The organism is Streptomyces sp. NPDC002669 (genome assembly GCF_042889165.1).
Classification (GTDB): Bacteria; Actinomycetota; Actinomycetes; order Streptomycetales; family Streptomycetaceae; genus Streptomyces.
This window is the reverse complement of the sequence record NZ_JBIAQQ010000017.1, coordinates 108,422-124,981: the sequence shown is the minus strand read 5'-3', so window position 1 is coordinate 124,981 and position 16,560 is coordinate 108,422. Positions and strand designations below refer to the sequence as shown.

At 74.6% G+C, this 16,560-nt stretch carries 14 protein-coding genes; 3 read left to right on the top strand and 11 right to left on the bottom strand.

Translation table 11 applies throughout. The annotated features are described in order from the left end of the window. Window positions 1-31: 31 nt before the first annotated feature. A complete protein-coding gene (locus tag ACFYW1_RS24370) occupies window positions 32-754 on the bottom strand; it encodes an adenosylcobinamide amidohydrolase (protein ID WP_388996920.1) in 723 nt (240 codons plus the stop codon). A 289-nt stretch (window positions 755-1,043) separates the two neighbouring features. Here ACFYW1_RS24370 and ACFYW1_RS24365 point away from each other — a divergent pair, with 289 nt between their 5' ends. Continuing rightward, window positions 1,044-2,060 carry a DUF2382 domain-containing protein gene (locus ACFYW1_RS24365; protein WP_388996917.1) on the top strand — a complete coding sequence of 339 codons (1,017 nt, stop codon included), beginning with the start codon at window positions 1,044-1,046 and terminating at the stop codon, window positions 2,058-2,060. A gap of 305 nt (window positions 2,061-2,365) precedes the next feature. Here the strand turns inward: ACFYW1_RS24365 and ACFYW1_RS24360 are convergent, their stop codons facing one another. The 7 genes from ACFYW1_RS24360 to ACFYW1_RS24330 form a co-directional block, all read right to left on the bottom strand. Further along, entirely contained in the window at window positions 2,366-3,589 is a 1,224-nt protein-coding gene (locus ACFYW1_RS24360) for a beta-ketoacyl-[acyl-carrier-protein] synthase family protein (protein ID WP_388996914.1), read from the bottom strand. Beyond that, entirely contained in the window at window positions 3,586-3,861 is a 276-nt protein-coding gene (locus ACFYW1_RS24355) for an acyl carrier protein (protein ID WP_388996911.1), read from the bottom strand. The genes ACFYW1_RS24360 and ACFYW1_RS24355 overlap by 4 nt, the downstream gene beginning before the upstream one ends. Before the next feature lie 282 nt (window positions 3,862-4,143). After that, window positions 4,144-6,009: an acyl-CoA dehydrogenase gene (locus tag ACFYW1_RS24350; RefSeq protein WP_388996909.1), complete on the bottom strand. Its 1,866-nt coding sequence runs from the start codon at window positions 6,007-6,009 to the stop codon at window positions 4,144-4,146. A gap of 13 nt (window positions 6,010-6,022) precedes the next feature. Further along, the gene (locus tag ACFYW1_RS24345; RefSeq protein ID WP_388996906.1) at window positions 6,023-7,300 is read right to left on the bottom strand and encodes a beta-ketoacyl-[acyl-carrier-protein] synthase family protein; all 1,278 of its coding nucleotides are present in this window, start codon (window positions 7,298-7,300) and stop codon (window positions 6,023-6,025) included. A 198-nt stretch (window positions 7,301-7,498) separates the two neighbouring features. Continuing rightward, window positions 7,499-8,431 (bottom strand): carbohydrate kinase, encoded by a 933-nt coding sequence (locus tag ACFYW1_RS24340; protein WP_388996904.1) that lies wholly within the window; start codon window positions 8,429-8,431, stop codon window positions 7,499-7,501. Between the two features lie 243 nt (window positions 8,432-8,674). Continuing rightward, a complete protein-coding gene (locus ACFYW1_RS24335; RefSeq protein ID WP_388996901.1) occupies window positions 8,675-9,556 on the bottom strand; it encodes an ABC transporter substrate-binding protein in 882 nt (293 codons plus the stop codon). 128 nt (window positions 9,557-9,684) lie between these two features. Then, window positions 9,685-10,569: a LysR family transcriptional regulator gene (locus ACFYW1_RS24330; protein WP_388996898.1), complete on the bottom strand. Its 885-nt coding sequence runs from the start codon at window positions 10,567-10,569 to the stop codon at window positions 9,685-9,687. A gap of 78 nt (window positions 10,570-10,647) precedes the next feature. Between ACFYW1_RS24330 and ACFYW1_RS24325 the strand changes: the two genes are divergently transcribed. Next, window positions 10,648-11,907 carry an MFS transporter gene (locus ACFYW1_RS24325; RefSeq protein ID WP_388996895.1) on the top strand — a complete coding sequence of 420 codons (1,260 nt, stop codon included), beginning with the start codon at window positions 10,648-10,650 and terminating at the stop codon, window positions 11,905-11,907. Here ACFYW1_RS24325 and ACFYW1_RS24320 read toward each other — a convergent pair. Together ACFYW1_RS24320 and ACFYW1_RS24315 are read right to left on the bottom strand one after the other, a co-directional pair. After that, window positions 11,897-12,214, bottom strand: coding sequence for a cupin (locus ACFYW1_RS24320; RefSeq protein WP_283850208.1), 318 nt, complete (start codon window positions 12,212-12,214; stop codon window positions 11,897-11,899). The two genes, ACFYW1_RS24325 and ACFYW1_RS24320, sit on opposite strands and share 11 nt — an antisense overlap. 104 nt (window positions 12,215-12,318) lie before the next feature. Further along, complete coding sequence (locus ACFYW1_RS24315; protein ID WP_388997091.1) at window positions 12,319-12,837, bottom strand: GNAT family N-acetyltransferase; 519 nt, start codon at window positions 12,835-12,837, stop codon at window positions 12,319-12,321. 252 nt (window positions 12,838-13,089) lie between these two features. On the opposite strand from ACFYW1_RS24315, the gene pgm reads away from it, so the two are divergent. After that, window positions 13,090-14,730 (top strand): phosphoglucomutase (alpha-D-glucose-1,6-bisphosphate-dependent), encoded by a 1,641-nt coding sequence (gene pgm / locus ACFYW1_RS24310; protein ID WP_388996891.1) that lies wholly within the window; start codon window positions 13,090-13,092, stop codon window positions 14,728-14,730. A gap of 52 nt (window positions 14,731-14,782) precedes the next feature. Here pgm and ACFYW1_RS24305 read toward each other — a convergent pair whose 3' ends face one another. After that, window positions 14,783-16,468, bottom strand: coding sequence for a histidinol-phosphatase (locus tag ACFYW1_RS24305; RefSeq protein ID WP_388996888.1), 1,686 nt, complete (start codon window positions 16,466-16,468; stop codon window positions 14,783-14,785). Window positions 16,469-16,560: the final 92 nt, after the last annotated feature.

Below are 16,560 nucleotides of genomic sequence, written 5' to 3'. Positions count from 1 at the left end.
GCCCCGGGGGCGGTGCGCGGCGCCGTGGTGCTCAGGATTGCCGCCGCGCCCCGTCGAGGACGGCAGCGTGCACGGCCCTGGCGAGTCGCGCGCCCCAGCGGGAGCGCGGCCCGGCGAAGAGTTCGGCGGGACGGGGCCCCGGGGCGGGCACCGCGACGCACACGGCGTCGGTGGGGGTGCCCGAGCAGTCGAGGCCCGCGTCCAGGAGCGCCTGGACCTTGGCCTCGGTGGCGGTGGCGACCGCGTTGACGAGCGCGGCGTCGGAGAGTGGCACGGGGAGGGTGACGACGATGTTGATCGTGCCCGGGGGCGGCGGCCCCTGGGTCCCCTCCGCCGGGGCGGCCGCCCAGCCGCGCACGCCCAGGCCGCAGGTGGCGGTCGCGGTCGCTCCCCCGTCGGTCGCGCGGGTGTGCGCGGTGACGTCGGCGGCGGTCATCAGTCCCGCGCCGGGGCCGGTGAGACCTTCCGCGGCGGCGATCTCCGCGAGGTGCCGGTCGGGGTCCAGGCGCGGGTAGCCACCGGGCACCTGGGCGTTGAGGATCCACTCGCGCGGGCCGATGCCGCCGCCGAGCACGGCGCTGGAGCACACCCGCCACCCCGGTCCGAGGCGCCACACCAGATGGTGGAGGTCCGCGCCGTCCTCGTGCCGGGCCAGCAGTTCGCCGCGCTGCTCGGGCAGCCGGATGCGTACGGAACCGATGGGGCACCTCCGGTGGCGCGGCTGGACGGGGTCGGCTTGTGGCCCGTCGATCATATGTGCCGGAGGTCCGGCGGCCGGGTGGACCGCCCGTGGCGGTCGTACCGTTCCGGCGGCGCCGGACCCCGGCCCGGTTCCCGCTCCCACGTCACCCGATCGGCCTAACCCCGTGCGGGGACGTGCATCGCCGCGGCGGGCGGCCAGCGCCGAACCGCCGAAGGCGCGGCAGCCGGATGCCGGGGGCCGGGAAGTTGCAGCGTCCATCCGGGTGAGGCGCGATGGAATTCGGACGCGCCTCACCTGATGGACCCGCCACAGGACGCGCCCGGGCGAGGAGGAATCGGCCATGGGAACCGCTGGCGGTTTCACGGATTCCGGAGAGCTCGACGGCCTGACGGTGTACGACACCGACGGTGAGAAGGTCGGCAGTGTGGGCCGGGTGTACGTCGACGACAACACCGGCCGCCCGGACTGGATCACGGTGAAAACCGGACTGTTCGGCATGAAGGAGAGCTTCGTCCCGCTGGCCGGGGCCCGCCGAGTGGGGTCCGACCTGCACATCTCGCATCCGAAGGAACGGGTCAAGGAAGCGCCCCGGGTGGACGCGGACGCACATCTGTCCGTGGCGGAGGAGGAAGAGCTCTACAACCACTACGGCCTCCCCAGGAACACCGCCACCTCGTTCGGCGACCGGCCGGGAGCCGGCACCACGGGAACGGCGGGAGCGGCCGGTACCGGCGCCATGGGCGCGGCGGACACCGGACGCACCGCCGGGACCGGCCGGACGCCCATGCCCGGCACCACCGCCTCCGGCACGGGAACGGCCCGTACCACCTCGTCCGGCATGTCCGGCACGGGGCAGGGCGGGCGCCGCGAGACCGGGGCGGCCGGCACCGCCCGTCCGCTCGTCGGCGCCGGGGCCGGCTCCGAACGGTCCGCCGCCGACCCGGGCGGCAAGGAGGAGATGATCCGCTGCGAGGAGCAGCTGCAGGTCGGCACCGAGGAGTACGAGAGCGGGAAGGCCCGGCTGCACAAGTACGTGGTCACCGAGAACGTCACCCGGACCGTGCCCGTGACGCACGAGGAGGTGCGCCTGGTGCGCGAACCGCTCCAGCCCGGCGACCGCCCGGCGGGGCGCGCGGACATCCGCGAGCAGGACATCGAGGTCACCCTGCACGCCGAACGCGCCACCACCCGCAAGGAGACCGTGCCCGTGGAGCGGGTGCGCATGGAGACCCGGAAGGTGACCGAGCAGAAGGAGGTCTCCGCCGAACTCCGCAAGGAGCAGATCGACTACGCGGACGGCACCCAGACCGGCGGCAAGGACACGGGAGGCGAGTTCGGCCGGGGTCGCCGCCGCTGACCTACCGGGCCGGGTCCGCCAGGGCCTTCCGTCCGGATCGGGCCGGACCGGTGAGCGGGGTCCGGTGCGTGCGACCGCAAGGCCCTGGCGGAGCCGGGAGCTCGGGGAGACCCCGGGGCACGTGAGCCCGGCATGATCCGGACGAGAGGCCCCGGGTCCCGCCGTACGCCCTGCGGGGCGTGTCCCGCGGTGGCCGGTGGGTACCGGGCGCCGCGGGCCCGGCGGGACCCCATGCCGACGGACCGGGGACGGCGCCGCGCGCCGCGGCCGTCGGGCGGGCCGTGTCCGGTGGGCGCCGACGCGGCCTACGGACGCTGGAGGGCGAGCACGGCGTTGTGCCCGCCGAATCCGAAGGAGTGGCTGACGGCGCGCCGGACGGTCCGGTGCAGGGGCTGCTTGGTGACGCAGTCGATGTCGAACCCGGGCGCCGGGGCGTCCAGGTTGGCGATCGGCGGTACGACACCGCGCTGGAGCGTGAGGATCGTCAGCCCGGCCTCGATCGCCCCGGCCGCCCCCATGCAGTGCCCCAGCACGCCCTTGGGCGCGGTCACGGGGGGCCGGTGGGGGTAGACCCGGGCGATGAGGGCGGCCTCGGTGGCGTCGTTGGCCGGGGTCGCCGTGCCGTGGGCGTTGACGTGGTCGACGTCCTCGGCCGCCCAGTCCGCGTCGCGCAACGCGGCCTCCACCGCCGCCCGGGCGACCGCGCCGGAAGGATGGGGACGGATCGGGTGGTGGGCGTCGGTGGTCGCGCCGGTGCCGGCCAGCAGGGCCCGGGGCACGGCGCCCCGGGCATCGGCGTCGTCCGCCCGTTCCAGCACCATGACGGCGGCGCCCTCCCCCATGACCAGCCCGGCGCGGTCGGCCGCGAAGGGCCGGCAGAGCAGGGCGGGGTCGCCGTCCTTCCGGGCCCCGGCCCCGGACCTGGCGAACCCTGCCATGGCCACCGGGTAGATGATCGACTCGGTGGCTCCCGCGATGGCGATGTCGCACTGCCCGGTGGCCAGCAGGTCGCGGGCGACGGACAGTGCGGTGGCACCGGACGAGCAGGCGGTGCAGGGCGCCAGGCTGGGCCCGGTGGCCTTCATCTGGATCGCGATCTCGGCGGCGGGCATGTTCGGGATCGTGAGCAGGATGCCCGAGGGGGAGGTGGCCCCGGCCCCCGACCGTTCGAGCACCACGGCCTGCTCGGTCAGTGAGGCCGAGCCCCCGCTGCTGGTGCCGACGACCACCGCGACCCGGCCGCCGTCCCACCGGGCCGGGTCCAGTCCGGCGTCGGCGACCGCCTCCCGGGCGGCGAGGACGGCGAACTTCACGTATCTCCCCATGCGGAAGGCCGCCCGGCCGCCGATCGCCGCGTCCAGGTCGATGCCGTCGACGACGCAGGCGAAGTCGATCTCGCACCCTTCCAGTTCCGCGACGGTGCGGGCCGGCGAGACACCGGCGCACACACCGTTCCAGGTGGACTCGGTGTCGTTGCCGACCGGGGTGATCATGCCCAGGCCGGTGACGGCGATGGCCGGTTTGTTCATCGGGCGCTGCTCATCGCGCTCTCGCCGACCACCAGCGCCCCGCCGCCGGCCGCCTCGATGAACCGGGTGATGTCGGCGAGGGTGGCGTTCTTGGGGAGCCGGTCGAAGTCCTGGTCGCCGTCGGCGGTCTCCCTGAGGAGGACGGCGAACTCGGCGGCGGCCAGGGAGTCCATCTCCAGGCTGTCCATCGTGGAGTCCGGGCGGATCTCGCCGACGGGCACTTTGAAGATGTGCGTCAGCACCTCGGTGATCTTGGGATGAATCGCACTCATGATCTTCCTCTTCGTCGTTCGGCCGTCGTCCGGCCGTCTTTCGGTCCGGCTGCCGGGCCCGGGGGGAACGTCGTCCCCACGTCGGATCAACTGAGTGGAGTGGCTCCAGTTACGCCTTGTGCCGAACCGATTCGGCACCGCTCTCCCCGCGCCCCGGGCACCACCGGGCCAGAACCGCCGTCGTGCCCCAGAAAGCCAGCAGGACCACACGGACCCCGAGGGCCCCGGCGGCCTCCCTGACCCGGCAGGGACGTACGCCTGTTCCCACCGCCCCCATGGCTCTCATCGCCCCTCCCCTGCCGTCGTCCGGTCCCCGTCCGTGTGCCAGGAGGCGGCCGGATCGTCGTACGCGTCCTGGTAGTCGGCACCGGCGATGGGCCAGTCCGCGAGCACCTGCGGCGGCAGCGCGAAGGACTCGACGAGGTCCGGGAGCCGGGGGGCGACGGCGGCGACCAGCTCCTCCAGCGCGTCCGGCAGCCCCATGACCTGACTGGCCGTCAAATATCCTGCGGCCAGCAGATCACCGCTGTTGCGGGCGACGACGTCGAGCGCGAACAGCCGTTGCAGCTCGTCGAGCCGGTCCCTGGCGGGCCCCTCGGGCAGGGCGGCCACCGCCTCCGCGTACGCCTCGGCCGCCTGGCTGCACGCGTGCGCCTCGACCCCCCGCAGCGCGGGCCCGGACGCCGCGTTCCACCGGGCCAGCCGGTCGCCCTGCGGGGCGAGGCCGATCCGTTCCCCGGCCCGCGCGAACCAGATCCGTTCCAGCGCCGCGAGCAGCCCGCCGAGGAACCGGGGGTCGTCGAGCGCGCCGGCCGTCGCGGCGGGGGGTTCGTCGGCCCCGGCCGACGGGGCGGCGAAGAGCATCTCGGCGGCCGCCTTGGCGTGGATGGCCACGTTGTCGCCCTCGGCGGTGATGGCGCCCTCCACCCCGGTGACCAGTTCGCTCATGCCGTTGTGCTCCAGGAGCGCCTGGGCCCCGCAGCGTTCCCGGCACTCGACGATCACGGACCGCGCCCGCCAGGTGATCCACCCCTTGGCGACGGCGACCAGCCGCTCCGCGTCCTCCTGCCCCTCCCCCGGCTCCGCCCGCTCCCAGCGGTCCAGGGCCCTGCGGTGCAGCAGGCTCATCGCGAAGACGGTGGCCATGGCGTGGGCGAGCGGGCCGTGGTGGCTGCGGTGGGCGATCACCGGCACCGGCCGCGAGCCGCGGGGACCCGAGATGTACCGGTGCCCCCCGTAGCGGACGGCCACGGCGAGCGTCGCGCGGGCCGAGCCGACCGCGCAGGCGGTCATCGAGATCTTGCCGGAGGTGACCCGGCCGATCGAGGCCAGGAAACGGCGCCTCCGGTTGGCCACGGCACTGCTGAACTCCCCGTCGTCACCGATGCGTCCGTGCTCCCCGCCGAGCAGCGCCGCGCGCTCCACGAAGACCCGGTCGAAGGAGGTCAGGCAGTGGTCCACCGGGCTGCCGGTGCGGGCGGGCAGCCGACGCACCCGGATGCCGGGCAGGGCTCGTACGGCGTCGGTGAGCGGCACGAGGAAGAGGAAGACGCCGTGGTCGTCCCCGTCGACGATCAGCCGGGCCGCCACCAGTCCGGTCTTCGGGCCGCCGACCGGGCTGGTGTTGGGCATGAACTTCTGGGCCCCGGCGTGCGGGGTGTGCAGCACGAACCCGTCGCGTCCGCGGTCGTAGGAGGCCGTGGTCTCGACGGCCGCGGCGTCGTTGCCGTGCGCCACCTCCGTGCAGAGGAAGGTGCCGACGCTGCGCAGCCGGAGGAAGTCGGAGAGGTCGCGGGGGGTGTCGCCCCCGTGGTCGAGGAGGCTGCCGAGGAAGAGGTTGTAGTGGATTCCGGCCACCGTGGCGAGCGCCGGGTCGACCGGGCCGAGCCATTCGTGCAGGGCCGCGAGGGCGCGCGGGTCGGCGGCCAGCCGGGCGCCGCTGTCCAGGCATTCGTTGAGGACGCGCAGCCGCTCGTACACGAGGGCCAGGCGCTCGTCGGGGGTGCGCAGGTCGGAACGGCGGAACGGTTCCGTGCTGATCATCCGTCGCCACGGGCCGTGTTCCCGGCGGAAGTCGTCGCCGAGGAGGACACCGGTGAGCAGATCCGTGGACCGTTCGGCGGAAGGGCTGTCGATCGTTGCGGTCATGAAAATATAACGATCAAGCAATGGCGAGGACACCCGGTTCCGTGCGCGGCGGGCCGTCGCCCGCGAACCGCTGGAAGGCGAGCACGACGTTGTGCCCGCCGAAGCCGAAGGAGTGGCTCAGCGCCCGCTCGACGCGCTGGGGGCGGGGCTCCTTGACCACGCAGTCCAGGCCGAACTCGCCGGGCAGCGAGTCCAGATTGGCGATGGGCGGTACGAGGCCGTGCTCCAGGGTCAGTACGGTGGCGGCCGCCTCGATCGCCCCGGCCGCGGCGAGGGTGTGTCCGAGCACCCCCTTGGGGGCGGTCACCGACGGGCGGTGGGGGAAGAGCGACGAGATCAGGGCGGCCTCCATCGCGTCGTTCAGCACCGTGGACGTGCCGTGCGCGTTGATGTGGTCGACCTCGTGGGCCGCCCAGCCCGCCTCCGCCAGCGCGGACTCGACGGCCTTGCGCGCCCCGCCGCCGTCCGGCGCCGGGGCCGTGGGGTGGTGGGCGTCGGTGGCGGAGCCCGCACCGGTCAGCAGGGCGCGCGGGCGGGCACCGCGGGCGAGCGCGTCGTCCGTGCGTTCCAGTACGAGCACGGCGGCGCCCTCGCCAATCACGAAGCCGTCCCGGTCGGCGGCGAACGGCCGCGACGCCCCCGCCGGGTCGTCCCCGCGCGGGGAGAGCGCGCCCATCCCCGCGAAGGCGCTCACCACCAGCGGGGTCAGCACGGACTCCGCGCCGCCGGCCACCACCACGTCGCACCGGCCGCTCGTCAACAGGTCGCGGGCGACGGCGAGCGCCGTGGCCCCGGACGCGCAGGCGGTCGCCGGTGCCAGGCTGGGGCCGTGCGCCCGCAGGGCGATGGCCACCTCCCCGGCGGCGGCGTTGGGCATCATCATCGGGACCAGGAGCGGCGAGACCGCGTCCGGTCCGCCGTCGTCGAGCCGGCGCACGTTGTCGACGAGGACGGAGACCGCCCCCACCCCCACGCCGAGCACCACGCCGACCCGGTCGCCGTCCCACCGCTCGGGCGAGAGACCGGCGTCCGCCACCGCCCGGCGGGCGGCGACCAGCGCCATCTTCACGAACCGCGCCATGCGCCAGACCGCCCGCCCGCCGACGGCCCGGTCCAGGTCGATCCCGTCCACCGGACAGCCGAAGTCGACCGGCAGCCCGGCCAGTTCCTCGCAGCCGCGGGCCACCGACACCCCGGCGCACAGTCCTTCCCAGAAGGTCCGCTCCTCCGCGCCCGCGGGCGTCACCAGCCCCAGTCCCGTCACCGCGACACCCATGCCGACCCGCGCCATGTTCCGCCCCCTCCTCCGTAATCGATCACGCCTACCGGTTGTCGAACGGCAGTAGCCCCGGAGAGGATGCGGCCCATTACCCGAACGGGTCATTGACACCCCCGACGGGTCGAACGGCTGCGCGCGTCGTGGTGAGTGTTCCCACCCGGTCGCAGCAGTGGCGGCGCGCCGCGCGGGCCGGGGCGGCGCGCCCGGTGTTCAGGCCCGTTCGAGGGCCGTCGCCAGCTCCGTCGCGTCCGGCGGGTTGGCACCGGCCCGGGAGACGGTCACGGCGGCGGAGGCCACCGCGTGGCGCAGGACGTCGGCCACCGTGCCCCGGTCCGTCGCACGCAGCCGTTCCCGGCCGTCGGCGCCGAGCAGCCCGTGCGCGGCGAGGGCGTGCAGGGTGCCCGACATGAAGGCGTCGCCCGCCCCCACCGTGTCGACGACCTCGACGGGCAGGGCGTCGACCGCCACGCGTGCGCCGGGCAGGAAGGCCAGCGCGCCGTCGCCGCCCCGGGTGACCATGACCAGGGCCGGGCCGGTGGCCAGCCAGCGTTCGGCGACCCGTCCGGGGTCCTGGCCCGGGTAGAGCCATGCCAGGTCCTCGTCGCTCGCCTTGACCACGTCGCCGAGCGCGACGCACCGCTCGACCCTGCGCACGGCGTCCCCGTGGTCCCCCATCAGTTCGGGCCGCACGTTGGGGTCGTAGCTGACGGTCGCGGACGCCCGCAGCGACTCGACGGCGCCGAGGACGGTCGCCGCGCCCGGTTCCATCACCGTCGCGACGGATCCGATGTGGACGTGGCGCGGGGTCCGGTCCAGGGCGACCGGGCCGAGCGTCCAGGTGATCTCGAAGGTGTACGCGGCCCGGCCCCCGGCGTCCAGGGTCACGGCCGCCGACGGGGTGGCGGCCGTGGCCCCGTCCGTGCGCACCTCGACACCGGCCCCGGTCAGGTGGTTCCTGATCAGCCGCCCGTTGGCGTCCGGGCCGAGCTGGGTGAGCAGGGTGGTGTCGTGCCCGAGCCGGGCCAGGCCGAGGGCGACGTTGGCCGGGCTGCCGCCCGGGTGGACCCGGTCGGCCGTGCCCGGCAGCCGGACGATGTCGGCGACGCATTCGCCGATGACCAGCGGGTCGAGTCTGTCGAGCATGAGGGTGGGCTCTCCTGGAGTGCGGTGGCGGGGCGTCCTGGACGCGTCGGGTCCGATCCTGCCGTGTGCGCGGCGGGGCCCCGCTGCCGGCACCCGCCGACGTCCGTCCCGCGTCGGGGGGCCGGCCGACGGCGCCGGAGCGCGGCAGGCGAAATCCCCCGGCCCTTCGGGGCCGGGGGCTCGGTCCCGGGCCGTGTTCCGGGGTGCGTACGGGCCACGGTACGGGGACGGCGCGGGGCGCACTCAGTGCCGGGCGGCCTCCAGCGCGTCGGCCACCAGGGTCAGGAAGTGCGCGTGGGCCCGCGCGCTGCAGACCGGTTCGGGGTTCCACGGCACCACTCGCGCGGTCCGTTCGATCGCCGCCCAGTCGGTGTTCGTCCGGAGTTCGTCGAGCGGCGCGGCGTTGGACCGGATGTCGGCGAGCACGACGGCCGGGGAGAGGGCCGCGGCCCGCGCCCAGTCGACCGTGGACCAGCTCGCCCCGGGCCCCTCGGCCGGTTCCACGACGTCGACGCCCAGCTCGGCCAGCACCCGCAGCTCGGGCCACGTGCGGGGGCGGGCGAGGTGGACCTGCTCCTGTCCGGCCGGGGAGAGGGCGAGGACCCGGGGGCCGGACGGGGCGGCGGTGAGCGTGCGCAGCCGGTCCCGGGCGGCGTCCAGTTCCCGGGTCGCCGTCGCGGGCTCCGCCGCGCCGAGCGAGTGGGCCAGCCGGGCGAACCGGTCGCCGATCTCCGCGAAGGTGCGTGCCCGGCCCACGTCGATGACGACGACCGGGACCTGCTCCTCCAGGTGCTTGGCGGTCTCCGGCGCGAGCCCGTAGACGTGACCGGCGCCGTAGCTGACGGCCACCACGAGGTCGGGCCCGCCGCTCAGCAGGGTGTCCACGTCCAGGGCGCTGCCGGCGCCGAGGTAGGCGATCTCGTCCGGCGGCAGCGATCCGGTCTTCGCGGCGTCCGGCACGGCGCGGTCGTCGTGGTCCGAGCCGAACAGCCCGCTCGGTCGTATGCCGTGGTCCCAGAGGGTCGCCCCGGCCTGCACATAGGCCAGGATCCGTTCCGGGCGGCGGTCGGCGGTCACCAACTGCCCCCGGTCGTCCGAGAATTGCCACACGGCCCGCTCCCTCACGTCACACGCTCCTCGCCGCCGTCCGGTCCGCCCCTCGTCCCGGGTTCGTACACCTGTACCTGCCCAGCGGACTGCCGGGGCATCCCTCGACGGTCGCCCCCGTGGCGCATCCGGCGCGAATCCGCCCCTCAGGAACCGGCGTCCGGGTCGATGCCGAGGCCGGCGAGGAAGGCCGCTGCCGCCGGGGTGGGGCGGGACCGGCTCCAGACCAGCCGCTCCGTCCGGGCGGGCGCGTCGCGGACGGACAGCACGCGCACCCCGGTCAGTCCCGCCGCGAAGGCGGCCGGCAGCATGGCGATGCCGAGCCCGCTGCGGACCAGCCGGACGATGAAGTCGGTGCCGCTGACCTCGAACGCCACCTCGCGGGAGAGCCCCATCGCCGCGAACGCCTCCTCCGACTGCGCCCGCGCGGCGGTGCCGTCGGGGTAGTCGACGAACAGCTCCCGCGCCAGCCGTTCCAGGTCCACCTCCGTCCGCCCCGCCAGGTCGTGGGCCGGGGCGACGACGGCGACCAGCTCGCCGGTGCTCAGCTCGTGGTCGCTCACCCCCTTCGGCCGGTAGCTCGGCAGCACGCCCAGGAACGCCACGTCGAGCGTCCCGTCCCGCACCTCCTGGACCAGGTCCTTGCTCGCCCCGTCCCGCAGGACGATGCGCACCTTCGGGTAGCGGAGGTGGAACGCCCGCAGCGCGGCCGGGATGTCGACGGCGGAGACGGTCGGGATGGCGCCGACCGCGAGACGGCCGCGGACCTCCCCCGCCGCGGCGGCGACCTCGGAGCGGGCCCGCTCCGCCGCGTCCAGCGCCTGCCGGGCCTCCGGCAGGAACACCTCGCCCGCCGCGGTGAGCCGTACCCGGCGGCTGGTGCGGTCGAAGAGCCGGGCCCCCAACTCCTTCTCCAGCCGGGCGATCTGATGGCTCAGCGCGGACTGGACGACCAGACACCTCTTCGCGGCACGCGTGAAGCTGCCCAGTTCGGCCACCGCGACCACGTACCGCATCTGCTGGAGTTCCATCCATCCATCGTGAACCACGATCGATGAAATGAAAAACATGTGTTGGACTCATAGATGGAGTTCACAGAGGCTGTGCGCATGGCTCTTTCCACCCACGTGACCCGAGGCCGGGCCGTCGCCCGCGCCCTTCCCGAACCGCCCGCGCTCAGCCGCGGCCTGGTCCTGCTGATGGCCGTCGCCGCCGGTCTCTCCTGCGCCGGGAACTACTTCGCGCAGCCGCTCCTGGACCTCATCGAGCTGAACCTGGGCATCGGGACCACCGCGGCGGGGATGGTCGTGACCGCCGCGCAGGCCGGGTACGCGCTGGGGCTGATCCTGCTCGTCCCGCTCGGGGACGTCCTGGACCGCCGGCGGCTCGCGGTGGGACTGTTCGCGCTGACCGCCCTCTTCCTCCTGGTGACGGCCGCCGCCCCGGCCGGCCCGCTGCTGATCGCCGGGACCCTGCTGACCGCGCTGGCCTCCGTCGGGGCGCAGGTCGTGGTGCCGTTCGCGGCGGCCCTCGCGGCACCGGCCGAACGCGGCAGGGTCGTCGGCGTGGTCATGTCCGGGGTCCTGCTCGGCGGGCTGTTCGGGCGGCTGGCCGCGGGCGCGCTGTCCGAACTGGGCGGCTGGCGGACCGTGTACTGGGTGAACGCCCTGCTCATGGCGGTCATGGCGGTGCTCCTGCACCGTCGGCTTCCCCGGTTGCCCCGGACGGGCGACGCGGCCGCGATGTCGTACACCGGGCTGCTGCGCTCCACGCTGTCCCTGCTGCGGCACGAACCCGTGCTGCGCAGGCGGGCGGTCATCGGCGCGTTCTCCATGGCCTCGTACAGCGTGCAGCTGACCGCGCTGACGTTCCTGCTGACCCGGGATCCCTTCGGCTGGAGCGCCGCCGCCATCGGGCTCTTCGGACTGGTGGGCGTCATCGGGGTGGTGGGCATGAACATCGCGGCCCGGCTGAGTGACCGGGGCCGGGTGCAGCTGGTGTCGGGGGCGGCGGCCGTGCTGCTCACGCTCTCCTGGCTGCCGATGCTGGCCGGCGGGTCGTCGCTGCTGTGGCTGACGGTCGGGGTGGTCCTGCTGAACATCGCCCAGCAGGCGGGGCTCAACAGCGGCCAGCACGTGATCTACGCGCTCCGTCCGGAGGCCCGCAGCCGGATCAACTCCGCCTACATGACGCTGTTCTTCATGGGCGGTGCGACCGGGGCCGCGCTCGCCTCGGTGGTGTGGTCGCGGGCCGGCTGGAACGGGATCTCCCTGCTGGGCGGGGCGCTCGCCGCGGGCAGCCTGGTGATGTGGATCCTGGAGCGGGTGCGGGCGGCCGCCGGGGCCCGTGCCGGGGCCGTCACTCGTTGACGGCGGTCAGCAGCACCACGGCGTCCTCCAGCGCCAGCAGCCCGTGCCGCTCCTGCGGGATCGGGTGGAGCGTCCCGGCGCCCAGCTCCGCGTCGCCCGAGGGCGCCGTGAGCCGGACCCGGCCGCGGAGCACCTGGAGGGAGGCCGCGGCGGGGGCGTTGTGCTCGTCGAGGGCGGAGCCGGCGGTGAGGGAGATGACGGTCTGCCGCAGCGGCCCCTCGTGCAGCAGGCGGTGGGCGCTGCGGCCGTGCGCGGAGTCGCGGGCCGCGGCCAGGTGCTCGTCGGCGAGGGCATTCAGGTCGTCCATGTGCCCACTGTGCCGCAGCCCCCGGCCCGCCGCGATCCTGACGCGGGGCGACGAGGCCGCGTCGGGATCGCGACGGCCCGTCGGGACCTGCGGAACGGGCTTCGTCAGCCGTTCGCGGTCCACCGGTACCTGACGTCCGGTTCCCGCTCCTCGTTGCGGCTGCCGTCGTCGAACGCGATCGCGGTGAAGCCGTGCCGTTCGTAGAAGGCCCGCGCGTCGGTGTTGCGCCGGAAGACGTACAGCGTGAGCTCTCCGGCCGAGGAGCGGCGCGCCCGGTCCAGCAGCAGCGACCCGATGCCCCGGCGCCGCGCGTCGGGACGCAGGTACAGATGCTCCAGCTCGGCCCCGTCCACGGAGACGAACCCCAGCGGCTCCCCCCGCCCGGTCCCGTTCCCGGCGCCGGTCTCCGCGATCCACACCGTCGTCCCGGGCAGGACGACATGGGTCATCCAGGCGAGCGTGTCCTCGTCGCTGTGCACCTTCGGCAGGTACGGCATGGCGGCGGCGCGGGAGGCGAGGAAGAGCCGGGTGAGCGGACCGGCGTCCTCCGCGGTGGCCCGGCGCAGCCGTACGCCGCCGTCGCGTACACCGTCGTTGCGTGCGTGCCCGTCCGCCGTCGTCATCTCGTCCGTCGTCATCTCGCCCCTCCTGGTCCGGCCAAAATCCCATCGCGTCGTCCGGTGCGCGGTGAACCGTCCGTCGTCATGGACGAACATATGCCGCAGCGGCCCGGTGGCTCCAACGAAATCGGCCCGCCGTCGGGCGCCCCCGCGCCGCCCGGTCCGCGGCGGGGCGGTCGTCGGACGGCACCGGCCACCCGCGAAGATGTGGCGGGGAAAGATCATGACGACCGACCGATACGGAGGAGTGGGCAGATGCCGCACGAACGAGCTGGACAGCCGGCCCGGCCGGAGGACCTCACCGATGTGGCCCGGCTGGTGACGGCGTATTACGCCCTGCGTCCGGATCCGGCCGAACCGGACCAGCGGGTGGCGTTCGGCACCTCCGGCCACCGCGGTTCGTCCGCGGCCACCGCGTTCAACGAGGACCACATCGCCGCCACCAGCCAGGCCATCAGCGAGTACCGGGCGCGCCGGGGCACGGACGGTCCGCTGTTCCTGGGGGCCGACACCCACGCGCTGTCGGAGCCGGCCCGGGTCACCGCCCTGGAGGTGTTCGCCGCCAACGACGTGACCGTGCTCGTCGACCCGGCGGACGGCTACACCCCGACGCCCGCGGTGTCGCACGCGGTGCTCGCCCACAACCGGGGCAGGACCTCGCGGCTCGCCGACGGCGTGGTGGTCACCCCGTCCCACAACCCGCCCGGCGACGGCGGGTTCAAGTACAACCCGCCGAACGGCGGACCGGCCGGGTCGGACGCCACCGGCTGGATCCAGGACCGGGCCAACGAGATCATCGCCGGCGGCATGAAGGACGTGCGCCGGCTGCCGTACGCCCGGGCGCGGGCGGCGTCGACCACCGGGACGTACGACTTCCTCGGTGCGTACGTGGCGGACCTGCCGTCGGTGCTCGACCTGGACGCGATCCGCTCGGCCGGGGTGCGCATCGGCGCCGACCCGCTGGGCGGCGCCTCCGTCGCGTACTGGGGCCGCATCGCCGAGGAGCACCGGCTCGACCTGACCGTGGTCAACCCGCTGACGGACCCCACCTGGCGCTTCATGACGCTGGACTGGGACGGGAAGATCCGGATGGACTGCTCCTCGCCGTACGCGATGGCCTCGTTGATCGAGCAGCGGGACCGGTTCCAGATCGCGACGGGGAACGACGCCGACGCCGACCGGCACGGCATCGTGACCCCGGACGCCGGGCTGATGAACCCGAACCACTACCTCGCCGTCGCCATCGGCTACCTGTACGCGCACCGCGACCGGTGGGCGGCCTCGGCGGGGGTCGGCAAGACGCTGGTCTCGTCGGGGATGATCGACCGGGTCGCCGCCGACCTCGGCCGCGAACTGGTGGAGGTCCCGGTCGGCTTCAAGTGGTTCGTGGACGGGCTGCTGGACGGCTCGCTCGGCTTCGGCGGCGAGGAGTCCGCCGGTGCGTCGTTCCTGCGCCGGGACGGCTCGGTGTGGACGACCGACAAGGACGGCATCATCCTGGCGCTGCTCGCCTCCGAGATCCTCGCGGTGACGGGAGAGTCCCCCTCCCAGCGCTACGCGGCGCTCACCGAGCGGTTCGGCGAACCGGCGTACGCCCGGATCGACGCCCCCGCCGACCGCGCGCAGAAGGCGGTGCTCGCCCGGCTGTCACCCGAGCAGGTCACGGCCGACACCCTGGCCGGTGAGCGGGTCACGGCCGTGCTCACGGAGGCGCCGGGCAACGGCGCGCCGATCGGCGGCATCAAGGTGACCACGGAGAACGCCTGGTTCGCCGCCCGTCCTTCGGGCACCGAGGACGTCTACAAGATCTACGCGGAGTCCTTCCTGGGCGGTGACCACCTCGCGCGGGTCCAGGAGGAGGCGAAGGCCGTGGTCTCCGCGGCGCTGGACGCCTGAGCGCCGGTCGGGGCGGCCCCGTTCCCCGGGCCGCCCCGGCCGTCCGGCGGGTTCAGCGCACGACGTCCACGAAGACCGGGTTGGTGTAGAACCAGGTGTCGAGCCACGGGTTGCCCTTGCCGGGCTCGTGCGGCTGCGGGCCGTGCGGGTCGATCGCCGCGCCGAGGAAGCCCGTCCCGTTGCGCCTGCCGTCGCTGCCGCGCAGCCGCAGGTAGAACGATTCGTCCGCGCGCCCGACCGGGATGCGCAGGGTGTACGTGCCGCGGCGGCCCGACACATCGGCGGTATGGGCGACCCGGGTGTCCGGGGCGTGCCAGTCGTCGCGGTCGGCGGCCGGGCCGCGGACCGCGCCGCGGATGACGTCGACGTGCTCCAGGCGCGGCAGCACACCGTACGGGTTGCGGCGGGAGGCCGCGGTCACCGTGACGGTGAGGGTGAGCCGTTCGCCGCGCCGGGCGCGCAGCCGGCCGCCGAGCGTGGCGCTGTTGCCGCGCTCGCCGCGCACCTTGACGTCGACGCCGTCGACGAGGTGGCCGTGGTCGACCCAGACCCGACCGGCCCGCAGCCCCTCCATCACGTGCCGGTAGCCGTACCGGGTGACGCCGACGTGCGTGCGGCTGAACTGGCCGGGCCAGAAGTCGCCGCCGGGCTGCGGCTCGGTGGTGTCGTACGGGTCGGGGAGGCGGCCGGTGCCGTCGAAGTCCTGTCCGGGCGGCCAGGCGCCGTTGACCCAGGTGTCCTGTGCGACGCGGTGGACGTCGGAGTTGGAGGTGATGGTGAAGAGCTTGCCCTCCGCCAGCATCGCGTCCCACAGGCCGCCGACGGTCGCGGTCGCCCAGTCGAAGCCGCCGTAGGTGACGTACGCCTCGCGCGGGTAGCCGGGCCAGGAGTCGGCGGAGGGCGAATTGGTGTACTCGCCGCGGACGTTGGTGTCCGGGTGCCAGCCCGGGATCGCACCGGCCTGGGCGCCGGGGGCGCCCTCCATGCCGATCATGATCTCGGGGGCGGCGTCGCGCCAGCCGCGCATCTCGTGCGGGGAGTCGATGCCGAGCCGCATGGGGTGGTTGGCGAGGACGAGGACGTCGTCGACGTACCGGGTACGGCGCTGCTCGGCCAGCCACTTGAGGGCCTTGATCGCGTGCGCCTCGTTGCGCGGGGTGTCGGGGTGCGTCGGGGCGCCGGCCGTGTAGCCGAGCAGCTTGCCGTCGAAGGTCTCCTCGAAGCGGGTGAGCAGGTCGACCTCGTGCCGTCCGGGCGGCGAGAAGACGGTGCAGTGCTCGGCGCCGGGGATGTACCACTCCAGCCCCTGGAAGATCAGCATGCGCCTGTTCTCGGCACGGGCCCGCAGGATCTCCCGGTGTTCGAGCGCGGCGCCGCGCTCGGCGTGGCCGACGTTGCTGTGCTCGGTGAAGACCATCCAGTCGAGGCCGAACTTCTGCCCCGCCGAGGCGAGTTGGGAGAAGGTGTACTTGGCGTCGTGGCTGTAGACGGAGTGGTTGTGGTGGTCCCCGACCAGGTAGACCAGATCGGGGGCGCGCCCGTCGCCTCCCCCGTGCCCGTGTCCGTGGGACCGGTTCCCCCGCCCGTCGGCCAGGGCGGGCAGCGGCAGCGAGGCGGCGGCGAAGGCCGCTCCGAACAGGCCGGCGCGGCGCATCAGCCCTCGGCGGCTGAGCCCCTGGGGGTCGAGCGACTCGGCGGGCACCTGGGGGTCGGCCCATTCGGGCACGGGGCGGTACATGGGGCGTGGTTCTCCTTCGTGCGGGGCGGCAGCGTTCCGCGGTTTGGACCCCGGTGCCGCCGCCAGGAGGATTTCCCGGTTCCGGAACGGCC

What these genes read in the sequence shown, in the direction of transcription:
- ACFYW1_RS24340 (WP_388996904.1), bottom strand. Translation starts at nt 8,431, where the DNA reads ATGCTCGACAGACTCGACCCGCTGGTCATCGGCGAATGCGTCGCCGAC.
- ACFYW1_RS24360 (WP_388996914.1), bottom strand. Translation starts at nt 3,589, where the DNA reads ATGAACAAACCGGCCATCGCCGTCACCGGCCTGGGCATGATCACCCCG.
- ACFYW1_RS24350 (WP_388996909.1), bottom strand. Translation starts at nt 6,009, where the DNA reads ATGACCGCAACGATCGACAGCCCTTCCGCCGAACGGTCCACGGATCTG.
- ACFYW1_RS24370 (WP_388996920.1), bottom strand. Translation starts at nt 754, where the DNA reads ATGATCGACGGGCCACAAGCCGACCCCGTCCAGCCGCGCCACCGGAGG.
- ACFYW1_RS24355 (WP_388996911.1), bottom strand. Translation starts at nt 3,861, where the DNA reads ATGAGTGCGATTCATCCCAAGATCACCGAGGTGCTGACGCACATCTTC.
- pgm (WP_388996891.1), top strand. Translation starts at nt 13,090, where the DNA reads ATGCCGCACGAACGAGCTGGACAGCCGGCCCGGCCGGAGGACCTCACC.
- ACFYW1_RS24315 (WP_388997091.1), bottom strand. Translation starts at nt 12,837, where the DNA reads ATGACGACGGCGGACGGGCACGCACGCAACGACGGTGTACGCGACGGC.
- ACFYW1_RS24320 (WP_283850208.1), bottom strand. Translation starts at nt 12,214, where the DNA reads ATGGACGACCTGAATGCCCTCGCCGACGAGCACCTGGCCGCGGCCCGC.
- ACFYW1_RS24345 (WP_388996906.1), bottom strand. Translation starts at nt 7,300, where the DNA reads ATGGCGCGGGTCGGCATGGGTGTCGCGGTGACGGGACTGGGGCTGGTG.
- ACFYW1_RS24305 (WP_388996888.1), bottom strand. Translation starts at nt 16,468, where the DNA reads ATGTACCGCCCCGTGCCCGAATGGGCCGACCCCCAGGTGCCCGCCGAG.
- ACFYW1_RS24365 (WP_388996917.1), top strand. Translation starts at nt 1,044, where the DNA reads ATGGGAACCGCTGGCGGTTTCACGGATTCCGGAGAGCTCGACGGCCTG.
- ACFYW1_RS24330 (WP_388996898.1), bottom strand. Translation starts at nt 10,569, where the DNA reads ATGGAACTCCAGCAGATGCGGTACGTGGTCGCGGTGGCCGAACTGGGC.
- ACFYW1_RS24325 (WP_388996895.1), top strand. Translation starts at nt 10,648, where the DNA reads ATGGCTCTTTCCACCCACGTGACCCGAGGCCGGGCCGTCGCCCGCGCC.